General features: G+C 70.6%; 15 protein-coding genes, 2 tRNA genes and 2 pseudogenes. 14 read left to right on the top strand and 5 right to left on the bottom strand.

The window, feature by feature from the left end:
• Window positions 1-21: 21 nt before the first annotated feature.
• The 5 genes from ACH4T9_RS13790 (at window position 22) to ACH4T9_RS13770 (ending at window position 9839) form a co-directional block, all read left to right on the top strand.
• Entirely contained in the window at window positions 22-1080 is a 1059-nt protein-coding gene (locus ACH4T9_RS13790) for a substrate-binding domain-containing protein (RefSeq protein WP_396671390.1), read from the top strand.
• Window positions 1081-1133: 53 nt separating this feature from the next.
• Window positions 1134-2330 (top strand): Gfo/Idh/MocA family protein, encoded by a 1197-nt coding sequence (locus tag ACH4T9_RS13785; RefSeq protein ID WP_396671481.1) that lies wholly within the window; start codon window positions 1134-1136, stop codon window positions 2328-2330.
• A 1068-nt stretch (window positions 2331-3398) separates the two neighbouring features.
• Window positions 3399-6266 (top strand): PQQ-dependent sugar dehydrogenase, encoded by a 2868-nt coding sequence (locus tag ACH4T9_RS13780; protein WP_396671389.1) that lies wholly within the window; start codon window positions 3399-3401, stop codon window positions 6264-6266.
• Window positions 6267-6362: 96 nt separating this feature from the next.
• On the top strand, window positions 6363-8471 hold the full coding sequence (locus tag ACH4T9_RS13775) for a ThuA domain-containing protein (protein ID WP_396671388.1): 2109 nt from the start codon (window positions 6363-6365) through the stop codon (window positions 8469-8471).
• Window positions 8472-8828: 357 nt separating this feature from the next.
• Entirely contained in the window at window positions 8829-9839 is a 1011-nt protein-coding gene (locus ACH4T9_RS13770) for a sugar phosphate isomerase/epimerase family protein (protein WP_396671387.1), read from the top strand.
• Window positions 9840-10032: 193 nt separating this feature from the next.
• Here the strand turns inward: ACH4T9_RS13770 and ACH4T9_RS13765 are convergent, their stop codons facing one another.
• Complete coding sequence (locus ACH4T9_RS13765; protein WP_396671386.1) at window positions 10033-10440, bottom strand: hypothetical protein; 408 nt, start codon at window positions 10438-10440, stop codon at window positions 10033-10035.
• 277 nt (window positions 10441-10717) lie between these two features.
• Between ACH4T9_RS13765 and ACH4T9_RS13760 the strand changes: the two genes are divergently transcribed.
• The 4 genes and pseudogenes from ACH4T9_RS13760 (at window position 10718) to ACH4T9_RS13745 (ending at window position 12101) form a co-directional block, all read left to right on the top strand.
• A tRNA-Asn gene (locus ACH4T9_RS13760) sits at window positions 10718-10793 on the top strand.
• A 147-nt stretch (window positions 10794-10940) separates the two neighbouring features.
• A pseudogene (locus ACH4T9_RS13755) lies at window positions 10941-11144 on the top strand (hypothetical protein); the annotation flags it as partial.
• A gap of 104 nt (window positions 11145-11248) precedes the next feature.
• Window positions 11249-11325 (top strand) — tRNA-Ile (locus tag ACH4T9_RS13750).
• A gap of 449 nt (window positions 11326-11774) precedes the next feature.
• Window positions 11775-12101: a hypothetical protein gene (locus ACH4T9_RS13745; RefSeq protein WP_396671385.1), complete on the top strand. Its 327-nt coding sequence runs from the start codon at window positions 11775-11777 to the stop codon at window positions 12099-12101.
• Between the two features lie 87 nt (window positions 12102-12188).
• Here the strand turns inward: ACH4T9_RS13745 and ACH4T9_RS13740 are convergent, their stop codons facing one another.
• A complete protein-coding gene (locus tag ACH4T9_RS13740) occupies window positions 12189-12401 on the bottom strand; it encodes a hypothetical protein (protein WP_396671384.1) in 213 nt (70 codons plus the stop codon).
• 169 nt (window positions 12402-12570) lie between these two features.
• On the opposite strand from ACH4T9_RS13740, the gene ACH4T9_RS13735 reads away from it, so the two are divergent.
• Window positions 12571-13116, top strand: a complete 546-nt coding sequence (locus ACH4T9_RS13735) for a hypothetical protein (RefSeq protein ID WP_396671383.1) — start codon at window positions 12571-12573, stop codon at window positions 13114-13116.
• A gap of 23 nt (window positions 13117-13139) precedes the next feature.
• Entirely contained in the window at window positions 13140-13337 is a 198-nt protein-coding gene (locus ACH4T9_RS13730; protein ID WP_396671382.1) for a hypothetical protein, read from the top strand.
• 130 nt (window positions 13338-13467) lie between these two features.
• Here ACH4T9_RS13730 and ACH4T9_RS13725 read toward each other — a convergent pair whose 3' ends face one another.
• The 3 genes and pseudogenes from ACH4T9_RS13725 to ACH4T9_RS13715 form a co-directional block, all read right to left on the bottom strand.
• Window positions 13468-13866: a MaoC/PaaZ C-terminal domain-containing protein gene (locus ACH4T9_RS13725; RefSeq protein WP_396671480.1), complete on the bottom strand. Its 399-nt coding sequence runs from the start codon at window positions 13864-13866 to the stop codon at window positions 13468-13470.
• Window positions 13867-13956: 90 nt separating this feature from the next.
• Window positions 13957-14322, bottom strand: a pseudogene (locus ACH4T9_RS13720) (MaoC family dehydratase N-terminal domain-containing protein); the annotation flags it as partial.
• Window positions 14323-14344: 22 nt separating this feature from the next.
• A complete protein-coding gene (locus ACH4T9_RS13715; protein ID WP_396671381.1) occupies window positions 14345-15361 on the bottom strand; it encodes an LLM class F420-dependent oxidoreductase in 1017 nt (338 codons plus the stop codon).
• A gap of 328 nt (window positions 15362-15689) precedes the next feature.
• Here ACH4T9_RS13715 and ACH4T9_RS13710 point away from each other — a divergent pair, with 328 nt between their 5' ends.
• The 3 genes from ACH4T9_RS13710 to ACH4T9_RS13700 are packed head-to-tail and all read left to right on the top strand — an operon-like array spanning window position 15690 to window position 18124.
• A complete protein-coding gene (locus ACH4T9_RS13710) occupies window positions 15690-16907 on the top strand; it encodes an ABC transporter substrate-binding protein (RefSeq protein ID WP_396671380.1) in 1218 nt (405 codons plus the stop codon).
• Window positions 16904-17659, top strand: coding sequence for an SDR family NAD(P)-dependent oxidoreductase (locus tag ACH4T9_RS13705; protein ID WP_396671379.1), 756 nt, complete (start codon window positions 16904-16906; stop codon window positions 17657-17659). Before ACH4T9_RS13710 ends, ACH4T9_RS13705 begins: the two co-directional genes overlap by 4 nt.
• 48 nt (window positions 17660-17707) lie before the next feature.
• On the top strand, window positions 17708-18124 hold the full coding sequence (locus ACH4T9_RS13700; RefSeq protein ID WP_387024770.1) for a VOC family protein: 417 nt from the start codon (window positions 17708-17710) through the stop codon (window positions 18122-18124).
• Window positions 18125-18126 lie beyond the last annotated feature (2 nt).

Raw genomic sequence — 18126 nt, 5'->3', positions numbered from 1 at the left:
ACCCCTTCCCAGGAGGTCGTCATGACCCAGCACAGTCGGGACCTGTCGCGCCGCCGGCTGCTGTTCGGCGGGGCCGCCCTCGGCACCGGCGCACTGCTCGTCGGGTGCACCAGCAACGAGGCGGCACCCACGGCGGCGCAGACCAAGGCGGCCGACAACGCCGCCGGCGGCAACAGCACCCCCGGCAAGAAGGTGACCATCGGCTTCTCCGCCCCGGCCGCCGACCACGGCTGGCTCGCCGCCATCACCGCCAACGCCAAGGCCCAGGCCGGCGCGTACTCCGACGTGGACTTCAGAACCGTCGAGGCCGGTGCGGACGCGGCGGCCCAGCGGGCGGTGCTGTCCACGCTGATCGCGCAGAAGCCGGACGTGATCGTGCTGCTGCCGCACGACGGCAAGGAACTCAACGCCGCCGGCCTGGAGGCGATGAAGGCCGGCATCCCCGTGGTCAACCTGGACCGGGCGTTTCCGGACGCGCTGGCCTACCGGCTCCAGATCATGGGTGACAACTACGGCATGGGGGTGGCCGCGGCGAACTACGTCGTCGCGCAGCTCAAGGCCAAGGGGGTCAGCACCCCGGTCATCGGCGAGATCCCCGGCATCGACTCGCTGGAGCTGACCCAGCAACGCTCCAAGGGCTTCGCCGACACTCTCGCCGCCGCCGGGTTCAAGGTGGCCAACCGCCGCCCGGCCGAGTTCACCGCCGACTCCGGCCAGCAGGCGGCCACCGGCCTGCTCCAGGCCCTGCCCAAGATCGACGCAGTGTGGAACCACGACGACGACCAGGGCATCGGCGTGCTCGCCGCGGTCAACCAGACCGGCCGCAAGGAGTTCTTCATGGTCGGCGGTGCCGGCTCGAAGAAGGCGATGGAGGACATCCAGGCCGACAACACGGTCCTGAAGGCCACCGTCACCTACAGCCCGTCCATGGCGTCCTCCGCGATCTCGCTGGCCCGGCTCATCGGCCAGGGCAGGGGGATGTCCGACCTGGTGGAGCTCCAGGTACCCAAGGAGATCGTGCTGGCCTCCGAGACGATCACCAAGGAGAACGCGAGCAGCTACCTCAAGCTCGGGTTCTGATACACGGGGGGAGACCCACCTTGTCCACTCACCACAGTCACCTGCGGGTCGGCATGGTCGGCTACGCGTTCATGGGCGCCGCGCACTCACAGGCGTGGCGCACCGTGAACCGGGTGTACGACCTGCCGGCGCGGGTCCGGATGTCGCTGGTCTGCGGCCGGGACACCGCGAAGGTGGCCGCCGCCGCCGACCGGCTCGGCTGGGAGGCGCACACCACGGACTGGCGTCGCCTCGTCGAGTCTGACGAGATCGACGTGGTCGACATCTGCACACCGGGCGACAGCCACGCCGAGATCGCGCTCGCCGCCCTGGCCGCCGGCAAGCACGTGCTCTGCGAGAAGCCGCTGGCCAACACGGTGGCCGAGGCCCGGGCGATGGCCGCCGCAGCGGAGACCGCGCGGGCGTCGGGGGTACGGTCCATGTGCGGGTTCAACTACCGCCGGGTCCCCGCCGTGGCCATGATGCGGCGGCTGATCGCCGACGGCCGGCTCGGCACCATCCGGCACGTCCGGGCGGCGTACCTCCAGGACTGGATCGTGGACCCGCAGTTCCCGCTGGTCTGGCGGTTGCAGCGGGACAGGGCGGGCTCCGGCGCGCTGGGCGACATCGGCGCGCACATCATCGACCTGACCCAGTTCGTCACCGGTCAGCGGATCACCGGGGTCAGCGCGGTCACCGAGACGTTCGTCAAGGAGCGTCCGCTGTCGGCGGCGTCGAGCGGCCTGGCCGCACAGGCCGCCAACGGCACCGGTCCCCTCGACGGCCACGGCCCGGCCACCGGCACCGTGACCGTGGACGACGCGGCGGTCTTCGTCGCCCGGCTCGACGGCGGGGCACTGGCCACGTACGAGGCGAGCCGGTTCGCCACCGGGCGCAAGAACGCGCTCCGGGTGGAGATCAACGGCTCGCTCGGCACCGTGGCCTTCGACCTGGAACGCCTCAACGAGTTGGAGTTCTACGACGCCACCCGGCCGGCCGCCGAGCAGGGCTTCACGCGCATCCTGATGACGGAGGAGGACCACCCGTACATGTCGGCGTGGTGGCCGCCCGGCCACATCATCGGCTACGAGCACTCCTTCACCCACCAGATGCGGGACTTCGTCGAGGCGATCGCCACCGGCGTCGACCCGGCGCCCTCGTTCGCCGACGGTTTGCAGGTCCAGTTGGTGCTGGACGCGGTGATCCGCTCGGCGGAGCTGGGCTCCTCGTGGACCGGCGTGGAACCGACGCTGGAGGCGGTTCCCGCCTGAACGCGCCCCGGCGGAGGCGGCCCGAAGTCGCCACCGCCGGGCACACCGGCGACGACCGTCGGCCGGTGAAGGAACCGCGGTGGCGGCGCGTGCCGTCGCCACCGCCCGAGAGGTTCTCCGGACCGACCGGCGAGGGATCCGCCGCGGTTGCGCCCCGCGGCGGGGACGAGGTCGGCTCCGGAGGGCGTGCGACGACGGGCTGCGGCCCGCGCCGTACGAGAGCAGGACGGTCGTCCGGTGCGGCCGGACCGGGATTCCCCGGCCGCACCGGGAGCCCGCGCACCACGGCACCACGCACCAGGCACAGGCACCACGCACCACGGACGCGGGGGAGGCAGGGACGGGACGCCGACCGGCCCTGCCTGCCAGCCCCGCCCGTCCCGTCCGTCCCGGGTGCCGTCCGGTGGCGTCGTCGCCGCCTTCGTCGCCGGACGCGCCCTCGGGCGGGCGGTCGGGCGGGGCGTGCCCCGCATCGAACTCGGCCTCTGGCCGGGGCATCTGGTCATCGACGGGCCGGCGGCGTGCCGGGTACGCCTGAGTCGAGAGCAGGTTCGGAACGGCGCGCGGCCTTCTCCTCCTCGAATGCCTGGGCGCTCCCTTCGCCCTGTTGATTCCGTTGTCCACTCCCGGAGCCGGGCTCTCGCTGGTGGTTGTCGGCGGTGTGGGCGACGCCGCGACCTGCCGCTCGCGGTCGCGCCCGACGCCGCGGCGAACCCCCGCGACCCAGCGACCCCCGCGACCCAGGCGAACCCACGACGAAGGCGGCGCGGGCGGCGCGGGCGGAACTTTTGCCGGCGTGAGCGAAAGTTCAGGTTGAGTGGTCAGAAGGTATGGACACAGTTCATTCGCGGACATTAATGTCTGGGGCATCGCGATGGTGTTTCGTCGAGGTGAACCGGCGGCGCGGTTACCCATCGACTGGTGACCTCCGGGCCCGCACCCGTCCCGCCCGGAGGCCGCGGCGGTCGGGCAGGCACCCGACGGCCCGAGCGCATCCCCCGCTACGGCATCCGGCGCGACGGCGCGCGCCCGCCTGGCAGTCAGACGTCAGGAAGGGACCGCACAACCATGTCCATCAAGGACGCTCTCACCCGCCACCTCCGACGGTGGCCCACCGCCGCCGCGGCGCTGCTGCTCGTCGTCGCCGCCGGCGCGGTCGGCCTCGGCGCCGGCCCGGTCGCCCTCGGCGGCCCCACCCCGGCCGCCGCGCACGTGATCAGCGGCAGCGACTTCCAACAGGTCGAGCTGGCCCGGGGTGTCGCGGAGACCGGCGAGCCGATGTCCCTGGCCGTGCTGCCGGACCGGTCGGTCCTGCACACCGCCCGCAACGGCACGCTGCGCCGCACCGACGCCGCCGGCACCACCACGGTCATCGGAACCCTGCCCGTCTACAACCACGACGAGGAGGGGTTGCAGGGCGTCGGGGTCGACCCGAACTTCGCCACCAACCGGCACATCTACCTCTACTACGCGCCGCCGCTGTCCACCCCCGCAGGGGACGCCCCCGCCACCGGCACCGACTTCTCCGCCTGGCAGGGCGTCAACCGGCTGTCCCGGTTCGTCCTGAACGCCGACTTCACCGTCAACCAGGCCAGCAAGGTCGACGTGCTGGACGTCCCGGCCGACCGGGGCATGTGCTGCCACGTCGGCGGGGACATCGACTTCGACGCCGCCGGCAACCTGTACCTGTCGACCGGCGACGACACCAACCCGTTCGACTCCGCCGGGTACGCACCGATCGACGAGCGGACCAACCGCAACCCCGCGTACGACGCGCAGCGCAGCGCCGGCAACACCAACGACCTGCGCGGCAAGATCCTGCGGATCAAGGTCAACACGGACGGGTCGTACTCGATCCCCGCCGGGAACCTGTTCGCGTCCGGCACCGCGAAGACCCGCCCCGAGATCTACGCGATGGGCTTCCGCAACCCGTTCCGGCTCAGCGTCGACAAGGCCACGGGGATCGTCCACGTCGGCGACTACGGGCCGGACGCCGGCACCACCAGCGCCACCCGGGGCCCCAGCGGGCAGGTCGAGTTCGACCGGGTCACCGGACCCGGCAACTACGGCTGGCCGTACTGCACCGGCACCAACACCGCCACCGAGACGTACAACGAGTGGGACTTCGCCGCCGGCACCGGCGGGGCCAAGTACGACTGCGCGGGCGGGCCGACCAACAACTCGTTCCGCAACACCGGCCTGAGCAAGCTGCCGGCCGCGAAGCCGGCCTGGATCCGGTACGGCGGCGACGCCGGGACCCCGCCCGAGTTCGGCGGCGGCTCCGAGTCCCCGATGGGCGGCCCGGTCTACCGGTACAACGCCGCCTCCACCTCGACGACGAAGTTCCCGCAGTCCTTCGACGGGCAGTTCTTCGCCACCGAGTTCGGCCGCGGCTGGATCAAGCCGATCCACGTCAACGCCGACGGCTCGCCCGGCACCATCGACGCCTTCCCATGGACCGGCAAGCAGGTGATCGACTCGGCCTTCGGCCCGGACGGCGCGTACTACGTGCTCGACTACGGCACCGGCTACTTCAACGGTGACGCCAACTCCGCCCTCTACCGCTTCGATCACATCGGCAGCGGCAACCGGGCCCCGACGGCCCGGGCGGCGGCGGACCGCACCTCCGGGGCGGCCCCGTTGACAGTCAACTTCTCCTCGGCCGGGTCGGCCGATCCCGACGGCGGGGCGCTTACCTACTCGTGGGCGTTCGGTGACGGCAGCACCTCCACCGCCGCCAACCCGACGAAGACGTACGCGGCGAACGGCTCCTATACCGCCACGCTTACCGTGCGGGACCCGCAGGGGGCCACCGGCAACGCCAGCGTGACCGTCACGGTGGGCAACACCGCCCCGACGGTGACCGTGAACAGCCCCGGCAACGGCAAGCTCTTCTCCTTCGGCGACACCGTGCCGTTCAGCATCACCGTCACCGACCCCGAGGACGGCACGATCGACTGCACCAAGGTCAAGATGACCTACGTGCTCGGCCACGACCAGCACGGCCACCAGATCACCTCGGCGGTCGGCTGCTCCGGCTCGATCGCCATTCCGGTCGACGGCGAGCACGACGACGCGGCGAACATCTTCGCCATCTTCGACGCCGAGTACACCGACTCGGGCGGGCTGACCACGCACACCCAGCACACCCTCCAGCCCCGGCACCGGCAGGCGGAGCACTTCAAGTCCTCGGCCGGCATCGCCGTGTTCGACAAGGGCACCGCCGAGGGCGGCAAGACCGTCGGCAACATCGAGAACGGGGACTGGATCGCCTTCCAGCCGTACCAGCTCGGCAACGTGACCTCGTTCAGCGCCCGGGTCTCCTCGGCGGGGACGGGCGGCACCCTCCAGGTGCGGGCCGGCTCGGCGACCGGGACGGTGCTCGGCTCGGCCACCGTGCCGGTCACCGGGGCGTGGGACACGTTCACCACGGTCACCGGCGCGGTCTCCGGCGCGCCAACCGGCACCACCACCCTGTACCTCACCTTCGCGGGCGGGGCCGGGGCGCTCTACGACCTGGACGCGTTCACCCTGGACACCACCACCGTCACCACCCGGACCGGCCCGGTCAGGGGCCTGGGTGGCAAGTGTCTCGACGTGCGTGGCGGCGCGTCCGCCGACGGCACCCAGGTCCAGATCTACACCTGCAACGGCAGTGCCGCGCAGGTGTGGGCGGTGTCGTCGAACAGCACCGTCAAGGCCCTGGGCAGGTGTCTGGACGTCTCCGGGGCGGGCACCGCCGACGGTACGAAGATCCAGCTCTGGACGTGCAACGGCACGGGGGCGCAGAACTGGTCGGCGCAGGCCGACGGCACGCTGCGCAACGCCGGGTCGGGCAAGTGCCTGGACGTCTCCGGCAACACCTCCACCGACAGCACCCCCGTGCACCTGTGGACCTGCCACACCAACGCGAACCAGAAGTGGACCCTGCCCTAGCCGGGTGCGAGGAAGGGTCCCCTGCCGAGAAATCCCGTCGCGCAGAGGGCCCGGTCGACCCCACCCTCCCGCAGCGCGAAGCCCCAGGAGAGCGACATGCGCAGACTCCTCCGTCCCGTCCTCGGCGCGGCCAGCACGGCCCTCGCCGTCCTCGCCTGCACCACTCCCGCCACCCCGGCCTCGGCCGCCGACGCCCCCTACGACGTGCTGGTCTTCTCCAAGACCGCAGGCTTCCGGCACGACTCCATCGCGGTCGGCACCCAGGCCGTCCGCGACCTCGGCGCGGCCAACAGCTTCACCGTCACCGCCACCGAGGACGCCGCCGCGTTCAGCACCGCCAACCTGGCGAGGTACGAGGCGGTGCTCTTCCTCAACACCACCGGCGACGTGCTCGACGCGAACCAGCAGGCCGCCTTCGAGTCGTACATCGGCGCCGGCGGCGGCTACGTCGGCGTGCACGCCGCCGCCGACACCGAGTACGACTGGCCGTTCTACGGCAACCTCGTCGGCGCCTGGTTCGCCTCCCACCCGGCCATCCAGCAGGCCACCGTCAAGGTGGAGGACCGGGCGCACGCCGCCACCGCCGCGCTGGCGCAGTCCTGGCCGCGCACCGACGAGTGGTACAACTACCGCACCAACGCCCGCTCCACCGCGCACGTGCTGGCGACCCTCGACGAGTCGACGTACTCCGGCGGGTCGATGGGCGGCGACCACCCGCACGCCTGGTGCAAGACGTACAACGGTGGCCGGTCCTTCTACACCGGCGGCGGGCACACCCAGGCGTCGTACGCCGAGCCGGCCTTCCGCTCCCACCTGCTCGGCGGCATCCGGTACGCGGCCGGCCGGGCGAAGGCCGACTGCCGGCCCGAGACCGGCTACACCCCCCTCTACAACGGCGCCACCGCCGGCTGGTCCCAGGCCGGGCCGGGGAGCTTCACCAACGCCGACGCCACCCTCACCTCCGTCGGCGGGATGGGCCTGTACTGGTACAGCGCCAAGCAGTTCACCAACTACTCGCTCAAGCTGGACTGGAAGCTGGCCGGGGACGACAACTCCGGCGTGTTCGTCGGATTCCCGCCGTCGACCGACCCGAACTCCGCCGTGAACAACGGCTACGAGGTACAGATCGACGCCACCGACGCCGCCGACCGCACCACCGGGGCGGTCTACACCTTCAAGTCCGCCGACCTGGCCGCCCGGGACGCGGCGCTCAACCCGCCGGGGGAGTGGAACACCTACGAGCTGCTGGTCGAGGGGGAGCGGCTCCAGGTCCTCCTCAACGGGGTGAGGATCAACGACTTCACCAACACCGACCCGGCCCGCTCGCTCGCCGGCCACATCGGCATCCAGAACCACGGCACCGGCGACGACGCCGCGTTCCGCAACATCCGGATCAGGGAGCTGGGCGGCCCGCCGGCCGGGAACACCACCTTCCAGGCCGAGACGTACAGCGCCGCCAGCGGCGTCAGCGCGTACCCCAAGGCCGGGGCCAACGGCGGCCAGACCCTGGGGTACGTCGACCCGGGCGACTGGGCCGGCTACCACGGCCTGGACCTGACCGGGGTGACCTCGGTGCGGGCCCGGGTGGTCTCCGGCGGCCCCGGCGGGACCATCCAGTTCCGCGCCGGATCGGCCACCGGCGCCGTGCTCGGCCAGGTGGCGGTGCCCAACACCGGGAGCTGGACGACGTACGCCGACGTCAGCGCCCCGCTGACCGGGGTGCCGGCCGGCACCCAGAACCTGTACCTCACCTTCGCCGGCACCGGGGCGGGCCTGTTCGACGTCGACGACGTGACCCTGGTCCGGTCGGCGGCCCCCACGAACGGCACCGGCCCGGTCAGGGGTCTGGGTGGCAAGTGTCTCGACGTGCGCGGTGGCGCGTCCGCCGACGGCACCCAGGTCCAGATCTACACCTGCAACGGCAGTGCCGCGCAGGTGTGGGCGGTGTCGTCGAACAGCACCGTCAAGGCCCTGGGCAAGTGTCTGGACGTCTCCGGGGCGGGCACCGCCGACGGTACGAAGATCCAGCTCTGGACGTGCAACGGCACCGGGGCGCAGAACTGGTCGGCGCAGGCCGACGGCACGCTGCGCAACGCCGGGTCGGGCAAGTGCCTGGACGTCTCCGGCAACACCTCCACCGACAGCACCCCCGTGCACCTGTGGACCTGCCACACCAACGCGAACCAGAAGTGGACCCTGCCCTAGCCGGAGTGAGCTGGTAGGAGGGGCCCCGGCCGTCGGCTGAGGCCCCTCCCCGTGCCGGGAGCGCCGCCGGCCCCGCCCCGGCGGGGATTCGCGGTCCGCGCCGAGTTGCCCACCCCCTGAGGAGGAGGGCGGATGACGGCAGGTGGTCCCTTCCTAACCGGTCGGGGCCGTCCTAGAGTGGGAGCGGCGACCGTGCGCGGTGGCCGGTGACCCGGCGGGAGGCGCAACCCGCTGGGCCCAGGCGCTCCTTCACGCGCCCACCGGCGCCCCGCCACGTCCGCCACGCACCGGCCCGGCCGGTCACCCTCGCCCCGGTCCGCACGCGGAATCCCCCATCACCTCAAGGGGAGTAGGACAATGGCGCGACCCATCACGCTCTTCACCGGCCAGTGGGCCGATCTTCCGTTCGACGAGGTCTGCCGGCTCGCCTCCGAGTGGGGCTACGACGGGCTGGAGATCGCCTGCTGGGGCGACCACTTCGAGGTCGACAGGGCGCTCGCCGACGACTCGTACGTCGACCGGAAGCGGGAGACCCTGGCGAAGCACAACCTGAAGGTCTTCGCCATCTCCAACCACCTGGTCGGCCAGGCCGTCTGCGACCACCCGATCGACGAGCGGCACCAGGGCATCCTGCCCGCCCGGATCTGGGGCGACGGCGAACCAGAGGGGGTCCGCCGGCGGGCCGCCGAGGAGATCAAGGACACCGCCCGGGCGGCGGCGAGGCTGGGCGTGGACACGGTCGTCGGGTTCACCGGCTCGTCCATCTGGCACACCCTGGCGATGTTCCCGCCGGTGCCCCCGGCCATGATCGAGCGTGGTTACCAGGACTTCGCCGACCGGTGGAACCCGATCCTCGACGTCTTCGACGAGATGGGGGTCCGGTTCGCCCACGAGGTCCACCCCAGCGAGATCGCGTACGACTACTGGACGACCAAGCGGGCCCTGGAGGCGATCGGGCACCGGCCCGCGTTCGGGCTGAACTGGGACCCGTCGCACTTCGTCTGGCAGGAACTGGACCCGGTGAACTTCATCCTCGAGTTCGCCGACCGGATCTACCACGTCGACTGCAAGGACGCGAAGGTGCGTACCGGTGACGGCCGGCGCGGCCGGCTCGCCTCCCACCTGCCCTGGGCGGACCTGCGCCGGGGTTGGGACTTCGTCTCCACCGGCCACGGCGACGTGCCGTGGGAGGACTGCTTCCGCGCGCTGAACGCCATCGGGTACGCCGGCCCCATCTCCATCGAGTGGGAGGACGCCGGGATGGACCGTCTCGTCGGGGCGCCCGAGGCGCTCCAGTTCGTCCGCCGGCTGGCCTTCGACGCCCCGGCCGCCGCGTTCGACGCGGCGTTCAGCAGCAGCCGGGACTGAGCCGTCCACCCGTCATCCGGGCCGCGCCCGGCTGACGGGGCGGGGCGTCACGGGGCGGGGTGGACGGCGTCGCTCATCAGCCGGGCCGAGCCCACCACGCCGGCGGCCCCTGAGCCGGCGGCCCCTGAGCCGGCGGACAGCAGACGGGCCGGTCGCCCGAAGGCGGCCGGCCCGTCTGTCGTCGTACGGTCGGTCAGAGCGTGCTGCCGTTGGTCCCCGTGCCGGACGGCTTGGGGCGGGCGGCGGTGCTCGGGGTCGGCCCCGTCGAGGTGGTGCCGGACGAGTTGTTGCCCGCCTTGGCACCGACTGCGGCCGGCGTGCCGGCGAACGGCTTGTCGGCGGCGGTCAGATCCTGCGTGCCGTTACCGTTGCCGCTGGTGCTCAGCTTCTCACCCAGCCTGGACTGGCTGATCTTGTCCTTGCCCTCGCTGTAGAGCCGGTTGGCCTGGGCCTGCGCGACCCCGGCCGCCTCCTGGACGGTCGGGTGGTCGAGCACCTTGCGGCCCCGGACGACGAGCTCCTCGTACTTTTCCCGACCGGCACGGGCGCCCAGGACGAATCCCGCAGCCAGCCCGCCAAGAAACATGATCTTTCCGCGCATGGCGGCTCCTTCCGTACCTGACGCGCCATCGTCTCCCCGGGGCGGACCCCGTGGCGATCATCTCGCGCCTATCTTCTCTGTCGACAGCTAACTACCCATCCTCCTCCGTGCTCATACCTGGTTGTGCCAGGATGACGAATTGTCTGGTTTCCTGTTGCCGCCGCAGGCCCCCGCCCGGTCGGGCCGGGTCGGTAACCCCCTGGACCAAACCCCCCGGCAGTCCTGTATTCTTGTGCCGTCACCGGGCACCGGAGGATTCCGGTCCAGGCGACAGCGGTCCCCCGTAGCTCAATTGGCAGAGCAGCCGGCTGTTAACCGGCAGGTTTTTGGTTCGAGTCCAAACGGGGGAGCCAAGCTCCACACCAACGCCCGCCGCCCCCGGCGGGCGTTCCTTTTCCCCCACCTGCCCACCGTTCAGCGCGGTGATCAAGAGGTTTGCGTCGGCTTCGTAGACCGTCGGACCATTCCCGGCGTTGATCGGCTGCGGCGCGTATGCGCCCTCACCGACGTACGTGCCGGACGGGCGGCACCTGGTAGCCACCTCGGTGGTCGGCCCGACGGCCACGGTCGAGCCGGCGGCCCGCCGAGCCTTCATCCAGGGTGCGCCGGCCAACGGGTGGCGTACCGCCGGGTCGGTCCTCGCCGAGCTGCGCGCCCCGGGCCGAGCCCTTCATCGACGGCTTCGTGCTGTTATCCTCGCGTAGCCCATCGTGCTGGATCACCGATGAGCCGTCCGGTGAGCGGATGGATGGGGCTGTTTCGCGGTGGTCAGTGATCCGCCACGCGGGTTACGATCCGGCGCGGTAGCGGGGCGGTAGCTCAGCGGGTTAGAGCAGGGGACTCATAATCCCTCGGTCGCGGGTTCGAGCCCCGCCCGCCCCACCAGGCGAAAACACTAGATCAGTGGCCTTCCCGTGGTGCTGCTCGTGGTGCGAGGCGAGTTGCGGCCTGTCCTCATGGGGACAGCGAACGGGCGCGAAGCGTCAGCGCGGCGAGATCGCGGAACTGCCCAGCGGCTCACTCAGGGTGAAGGTCAACGCGGGCATCGACCCCATCACCAAGGAAGCGGCACTACCTGACCGAGGCGATCCCGCCCGGCCCGGCGGCCCGGAAGGAAGCTGAGAAGGCGCGTACGCGCTTGGTCCTTGCACACCGGGCAGTCCGGCTGTGGGGCGCCCGCGTACCTGTCCTCCAGCAGTCGCTCCACCCCCTGCGCCACCTCCAACACGTCACCCACCTTGAGGTCGTAGTTGGCGAGGGTGACCGTGGTGGCCTCCCCCCACGCCAGAATCCAGCATGGACGACAGGTCGACGCAATAGTTCACCATGAGCGCGTGACCGAGCCGCAACCCGCAGCAGCCGCCCGACGAAAGTTAGCCCGGGACGTCGGAGTCAACGTGTTGGCGAACCTCATCGCGGCGGCGATCATCTTCCTGCTGGCTGTCGCCGGTGACTTCCTCGCAGCCAACCCGCTCATCGTGGTGGGTGTCGCCGTCCTGCTGCTGGCAACCGCAGGAGTCGGACTTTACGTATGGTTCGACCAGCGCGATCTTCAGGCGGTTTTGGGCGGGATGACACTCTATTTGATGCTTGTTGGTCTCGTGGTGCTGGTTGGTGGGCTTGTCACAGTCGTTGGGCTCCTGGGGAGGCAATCACCATGACCAGCTCGATCAGAGGCGGGGCCATCATGTTCCACCAGCGCACGTAGGCCGGTTTCGTCGACCCGGTTGACGGCCGCGGCGGCAGCCTCACGCTGTCGGTCGATCATGCAGAGGGGTGAGGGTCTTCCAGGTGCCGTACTTCCAGGCGATCAGCATGGCGGCGTCGAGGTCGCGGGTGTCGGTCATCGGGTCACCAACTTCACCAGCCGGCCCGGCGGGTGGGCGCGGCACGCCGGCGACGACGCTGGAGCCGAGGATGGACAGGGCGATGGTGGGGGCGGGCGTCTGCCCGGGTGTCAAGTCCGTACTGCTCGGTGTGTCACGGCATCGGACGTCGCTTCGCCACACTCAACGGTCGCTGACCGGCAACCATCCGGGCACACCCGCAGTCACCTATCCGACAGCGGGCAAGACCAAAGCCGCCCCAACCACCACCATCGACCAAGCCGTACCCGAACGAGGAGCTTCCTTGACCCACCCTCCCCAGCAGCCCGACCATATCCCGGCCATCCCGGCACCTCAGCCGCAGCCGTGGGTTGACCCCGCCGGACAGCCGTACCCGCCCGCACAGCAGCCCGCCGCCTTTCCCACGCCGCCAGCGAAACCCAGCCGCAGGCCGCTCATCGTCGTCGCCGCAGCAACCATCGGTGTCCTCGCCGTCGGCACCATCGGCTACGTCGTGTGGGACGGCTACATCAAGGAGGACTCCGGGGTCGCCGCTTGCAAAGCCATGCGCGACGGAAAGAGCCCCGACGGCAGCGAAGACGTCGGCGACGACGAGAAGATCACCGAAGCGCAGTATCGGGAGGCGCGGGAGGTGTTCGAAGACTCCCGCCACGAGAAGATCCGCGAACACGGAACCGCGCTCATGGATGTCGCCTGGCAGGTCAATCAGCTTCCCAAGGGGCAGGAGATGGGTGCGCTGGCGTACATGGGGCCGTTGACCACTCACATGTCGGGGTTGCAGACTGCCTGCGCCGACCAGGGCGTGATCGTCGATCTGAACAAGGACTAGCCCGAGGCAGGAAGGACACCCCCATGGCCACCCCGAAACTCTCCGCCGGATTGATCAGTGACCTCCGTCAGCTTGCCGAACAGTACGGGCAAGCCCATGAGGTCGGCGGGTATGAGCCGCGCTCGAAAGAGCTCCGCGAGTTCCACCTCGACCGGTTCCTGTTGTGGCTGGAGGGCCGCTACGACCCGGCCACAGACAAGGGAAAGCGCATCACTCCCTAATCAGCTTTGAACGTTTAGAAGCTGGCCGACCCCACCGGTGGCCGGCTTCTGGATACCGGGTTACCCGCACCTGTCCTCGGCGCCGCGCCCGTACCGCTCGCAGCAGTCCGACCGGTGCTGGTACAGGCGATTACCGCCCGGCTGCGTGGACGGTGAGGCGGGAGACCGCGACAACGGCGGCGCCGGCGGTTGCCTCGGCCACCAACTGGCGGTGGCCGGCATCGTCGGGGTCGCCGATCGTCGCGGTGACGGTGAGCGTGGCACCCCCGTCGTCGGGCACCAGCAGCGGCAGCATGAACCGGGTCTCGTGGTCGAGCACTCCGGCCGGGCCCCCGATCCACCCGGTGACTGCCCGCGCGGTCAGCGCCATGGTGAGCATCCCGTGCCCGATGACGCCGGGCAGTCCCGACCGGGTGGCGGCGTGGTCGCTGTAGTGGATCGGGTTGAAGTCACCCGACGCGCCCGCGTAGCGCACCAGGTCCTGTCGGGTGACCGTGAACTCGCGGCCCGGCAGCTTCTGGCCGGGCACGGTCCAGGGCTGTCGCGGTTCCGCGCTGCGCTTGGCACCCTGGGGCCGGGTGCCCCGCTCCACCAGCGTCGAGTACGCCGTACAGACCGGCTCGCCGGCCGTGGTGGCGATCTCGCTGCGGGTGGTGACGATCTGGTGTACCCCGCCGGACTGGATCCGTTCGATGTGAACGGTCACCGTCAGCTCGTCGCCGGGCTGGATGCCTCGCGTGTGCCGGAATCGCTGGCTCCCGTGCACCACCCGGCTGTAGTCCAGACCGAGCGTCGGGTCGGACAGCGTGTTCCGGGTGGCGGGCAGGCTCAGCACGATGGGGAAGGTGGGTGGGACCACCGGCCGGCCGTCCGGGGGCGGGGCGGCTCCGGTGGCCAGGATGAACTCCTGGATCTTCTCCTGGCTGACCCGGTACGGCGCGGTGGGCGCGAACACCCGGCCGATGAATGCCTCGTTGAGCGGCATGTCTCTCTCCTGATCGGGTCTTCTAGAGTGCGGCGGCCAGCCACGCGACCAGGTCGACGTCGGTGGTCTTGAGGGTCATGACGTCGACCCCGGCATCCGCCCAGGCCGCCAGCCGGTCCCGGATCCGTTCGCGGGGTCCCACCAGGGCAAGCTGGTCGATGAGCGCGTCCGGTACCGCGCCGGCGGCCTGGTCGCGGTGGCCGCCCAGGTACAACTCCTGGATCTGGTGGGTGGCCGCCTCGTAGCCCAGCCGGGATGCCAGGTCGGCGTAGAAGTTGCGGCCGCGTCCGCCCATGCCGCCCAGGTACAGGGCGAACGCCGGGCGCAGCGCGTCCCGGCAGGCCGCGAGGTCGGCTCCGGGCGCCATGTGCACCGTGGCCACGATCCGCAGCGGGCCGAGGTCCGCAGGGCGGCGGGCCAGCCCGGGGGCGAGCATGTCCCGGTACAGCTCGGGCCGGTCCGGGCAGTAGAAGGCGGGCAGCCAGCCCTCGGCGAGCTGTCCGGCGAGCGCCACGTTGCGTGGGCCGTTGGCCGCCAACAGAATCGGTATCCGCGGGCGTACCGGATGCAGGGTGGCCTTCAGCGGGCGCGGCGGTTCCCGGTCGGGGCGCGGATACGGCAGCGGGTAGTGGACGCCCGGGTAGGTCAGCGGCTCCTGCCGGGCCACCGCAGCGCGCACGATGTCGACGTACTCGCGGGTTCGGGCCAGCGGGGAGTCGAAGGCGACGCCGTGCCAGCCCTCCACCACCTGCGGGCCGGAGGTGCCCAGGCCCAACAGGAGCCGGCCGTCGCTGAGCTGGTCGAGGGTGAGCGCGGTCATCGCGGTGGCGGCCGGGGTGCGGGCCGGCATCTGGAGCACCGCCGTGCCCAGGCCGATGCGGCTGGTCACCGCCGACAGGTGGCCCAGCACGCTGACCGCGTCGGAGCCGTACGCCTCCGAGACCCACAGCGAGTCCAGGCCGGCGGCGTCGGCGCGGTGGGCCACGGCGCCGAGGTCCCGCAGGCCGGTTGAGTGTCCGAGGCTGAGTCCGAGTTCCATGAGGCCCGTTCTGTATATAGAACGATCGTCGTCTTGATTTCGAGAACAGTAGGGACGCTGGGGGATGGGCGTCAAGGGCCGGGATTCTCGACTGATGCCGAGGTGGAGGCCAGAAGAGGGTTGACAACCCCCATGGCCCATTCGATGATGTTCGCCACACAGGCTTTGAACGTGGTTCTGCTGACAGACCGTCGGCGTTCGTTCCCGTCCGCTACTCGGACGCCGAGAGCCGGAGCCTCCGGCTCATCTCCTCCACACCCCCCGGCCCGGCGTCGCATGTCGTTCGTCAGGGCTCTCCGGCCGCAATGCCCCACCCGCAGGAGCGACCATGTCCCGTACCCACGCGGCGCGATGCCTGAGCATCGTGGCCACCTCACTCACGCTCGCCGTATCGATCACCGCCTGCGGCGACGGCAAGGACTCCGGCGACTCGTCGTCCGGAGACATCGTCATCGGCATGGTCGAGGACACCTCGGGTGGCACCGCGGCCACATCGGCCGAAGCGAGCACCGGGATCTCGCTGGCCATCGACGAGATCAACAAGGCAGGCGGCGTCGGCGGGCGGTCGATCAAGCTGATCCGCCAGAGCGACGGCAGTCAGCCCAGCCAGACCCCGGCCGTGGTACGCAAACTCGTCAGCGACGGCGCCCGCGTCATCATCATGAACTCGTCGTCGGCTTCGGCCCAGCAGGTAAAGCCGATCGTCGAGCAGGAGAAGATCGTGGCCGTCTCGGCGACGAACATCGCCTCCGCCATCGCGGAACCGCCGAACAACACGTTCTCGTTCATCCTGGCCAACCCGATCACCGACATCGGCACCGTGTATGCGGCGGCGTTCGAGAAGATCGGCGTCAAGCGGCTGGCCGTCATCACCGACGACTCGCCCACCATGGCCGGGCTCAACAAGGGGCTGCTGCCCATCTTCGAGAAGTCCGGCGTCACCATCGTCGCCAACGAGAAGGCGCCGCTCAACAGCACCGACGTAGCGTCGCAGCTGAGCCGCATCGACGCCGCCAAGCCCGATGCGCTGTTCGTCTCCTCGCTGGGCGGGCAGCTGGAGGTGCTGTTCCACAACACCGCGAACCAGATCATGCCGGACCTGCCGCGGATCTCCCTGGCGTCGATCGGTAACCAGCCGGACACCTGGAAGCTGGCCAAGCCCGGCGCGTTCCGGCAGCTCGTCTACGCCAGCGCCATCTCCGCCGACAACACCCGCTCCAACGAGCTGGGCGAGAAGCTCAAGGCCAAACTGGGTGCCAAGTACCTGGGGCTGACCGCGTTCGCCGCGCAGGGCTACGACACCGTGCACCTGCTGAAGCAGGCGATCGAGAAGGCCGGCGTGGACAGCAGCCCGGCGCAGGTGCGGGGCGGGCTCGAGCAGATCAGCGCGTTCCCGGCGAGTTGGGGACGGCAGGGCTTCACGATGAGCTTCACGTCCACCAAGCACGTCGGCAGCGACGGGCTGTGCGGCATCGTGCTGCGCCGCTTCACCGACCAGAACCAGCCCGGCGACAACTGGGCCGACTACCAGCCGCAGTGCTCATGACCGACACGACAGCTCAGCCGCGTACCGCGTTCATCACCGGTGGCGCCCGGGGCATCGGGCGGGCGTTCGCAGAGGCGCTCGTCGCCGACGGCACCCGGGTGGTCCTGGCCGACATCGACGAGACGGCGGCGGCGCAGGCCGCCGCTGATCTCGGGCCCGCCGTGGCGCTCGGGGTCGCCTGCGACATCGCCGACGAGACGTCGGTGCAACGCGCGGTCGACGAGGCGGTGGCCCACTTCGGCGGCCTCGACATCCTGATCAACAACGCCGGCAAGCACCTGATGGCCTGGAGCCGACCGGTCACCGAGATCTCCACGGCCGGCTGGCGGGAGATCCTCGACGTGAACGTGCTGGGCGTCGTCAACTGCGCCCGGGCCTGCCGGCCGCACCTGAGCCGCAGCGGCGCGGGTGCGGTGCTCAACATCTCGTCGGTGTCCGGGTTCGCAGCCACCGACGTGTACGGCATCACCAAGCTCGCCGTGCGTGGCCTGACCGCCGCGCTGGCGAAGGAGTTCGCGCCCGACGGGACACGGGTGAACTGCCTGGCCCCCGGGCCGATGGACTCCGAGTCGGCCATGGCCGACCTGCCCGAGGAACTGCTTCGCGACTTCATCGCCAACAAGCAGCTCATCCAGCGTCAGGGCCGGATGGCCGACCTCGTGGGCGCCATGCGGTTCCTCTGCGGCGCGGACAGCGCCTTCATCACCGGCGAGACCCTGATCGTCGGCGGCGGTCACCCACTTCGGGTCTGACCCGCATCACCACCATCCGCACCACCACCACCCCAAGGAGTGAGTTCTATGTCGTGGAGCCTGCATCACGTCAACCTGCCCGCCTCGGACGTCCGGGCGATGGCCGCCTTCTACTCGAAGGTGTTCGGCATGCAGGAGAAGAAGTTCCCGTTCGTCGAGGACGGGCGGGGCGCTCTGCAGACGGGCAACGACTTCGTCGCCCTGTTCGAGGACACCAACCAACGGCAGATCCACATCTGTAAGCCGACCCCGACGCTGCCGTGGGACAACGACCTGCGGCTGCACCCGGTCATCAACGGACACATCGCCATCGAGGTCGACGACATCGACGGCGTGATGCGCCGGCTGGGCGAGATGGGCATGCCCTACAACGACGCCGGCACGTGGGCGTTCAAGGGGTACCGGCAGGTCTACTGCTACGACCCGTCGATGAACGTCGTCGAAATCAACCAGAAGCACCCTTGATC

Source organism: Micromonospora sp. NPDC020750, assembly GCF_044334565.1.
GTDB lineage: Bacteria > Actinomycetota > Actinomycetes > Mycobacteriales > Micromonosporaceae > Micromonospora.
The sequence above is the reverse complement of the archived record's forward strand: the minus strand, read 5'-3'. Positions and strand labels throughout refer to the sequence as shown.

What these genes read in the sequence shown, in the direction of transcription:
- ACH4T9_RS13790 (WP_396671390.1), top strand. Translation starts at nt 22, where the DNA reads ATGACCCAGCACAGTCGGGACCTGTCGCGCCGCCGGCTGCTGTTCGGC.
- ACH4T9_RS13730 (WP_396671382.1), top strand. Translation starts at nt 13,140, where the DNA reads ATGGCCACCCCGAAACTCTCCGCCGGATTGATCAGTGACCTCCGTCAG.
- ACH4T9_RS13765 (WP_396671386.1), bottom strand. Translation starts at nt 10,440, where the DNA reads ATGCGCGGAAAGATCATGTTTCTTGGCGGGCTGGCTGCGGGATTCGTC.
- ACH4T9_RS13775 (WP_396671388.1), top strand. Translation starts at nt 6,363, where the DNA reads ATGCGCAGACTCCTCCGTCCCGTCCTCGGCGCGGCCAGCACGGCCCTC.
- ACH4T9_RS13710 (WP_396671380.1), top strand. Translation starts at nt 15,690, where the DNA reads ATGTCCCGTACCCACGCGGCGCGATGCCTGAGCATCGTGGCCACCTCA.
- ACH4T9_RS13785 (WP_396671481.1), top strand. Translation starts at nt 1,134, where the DNA reads ATGGTCGGCTACGCGTTCATGGGCGCCGCGCACTCACAGGCGTGGCGC.
- ACH4T9_RS13715 (WP_396671381.1), bottom strand. Translation starts at nt 15,361, where the DNA reads ATGGAACTCGGACTCAGCCTCGGACACTCAACCGGCCTGCGGGACCTC.
- ACH4T9_RS13700 (WP_387024770.1), top strand. Translation starts at nt 17,708, where the DNA reads ATGTCGTGGAGCCTGCATCACGTCAACCTGCCCGCCTCGGACGTCCGG.
- ACH4T9_RS13780 (WP_396671389.1), top strand. Translation starts at nt 3,399, where the DNA reads ATGTCCATCAAGGACGCTCTCACCCGCCACCTCCGACGGTGGCCCACC.
- ACH4T9_RS13770 (WP_396671387.1), top strand. Translation starts at nt 8,829, where the DNA reads ATGGCGCGACCCATCACGCTCTTCACCGGCCAGTGGGCCGATCTTCCG.
- ACH4T9_RS13705 (WP_396671379.1), top strand. Translation starts at nt 16,904, where the DNA reads ATGACCGACACGACAGCTCAGCCGCGTACCGCGTTCATCACCGGTGGC.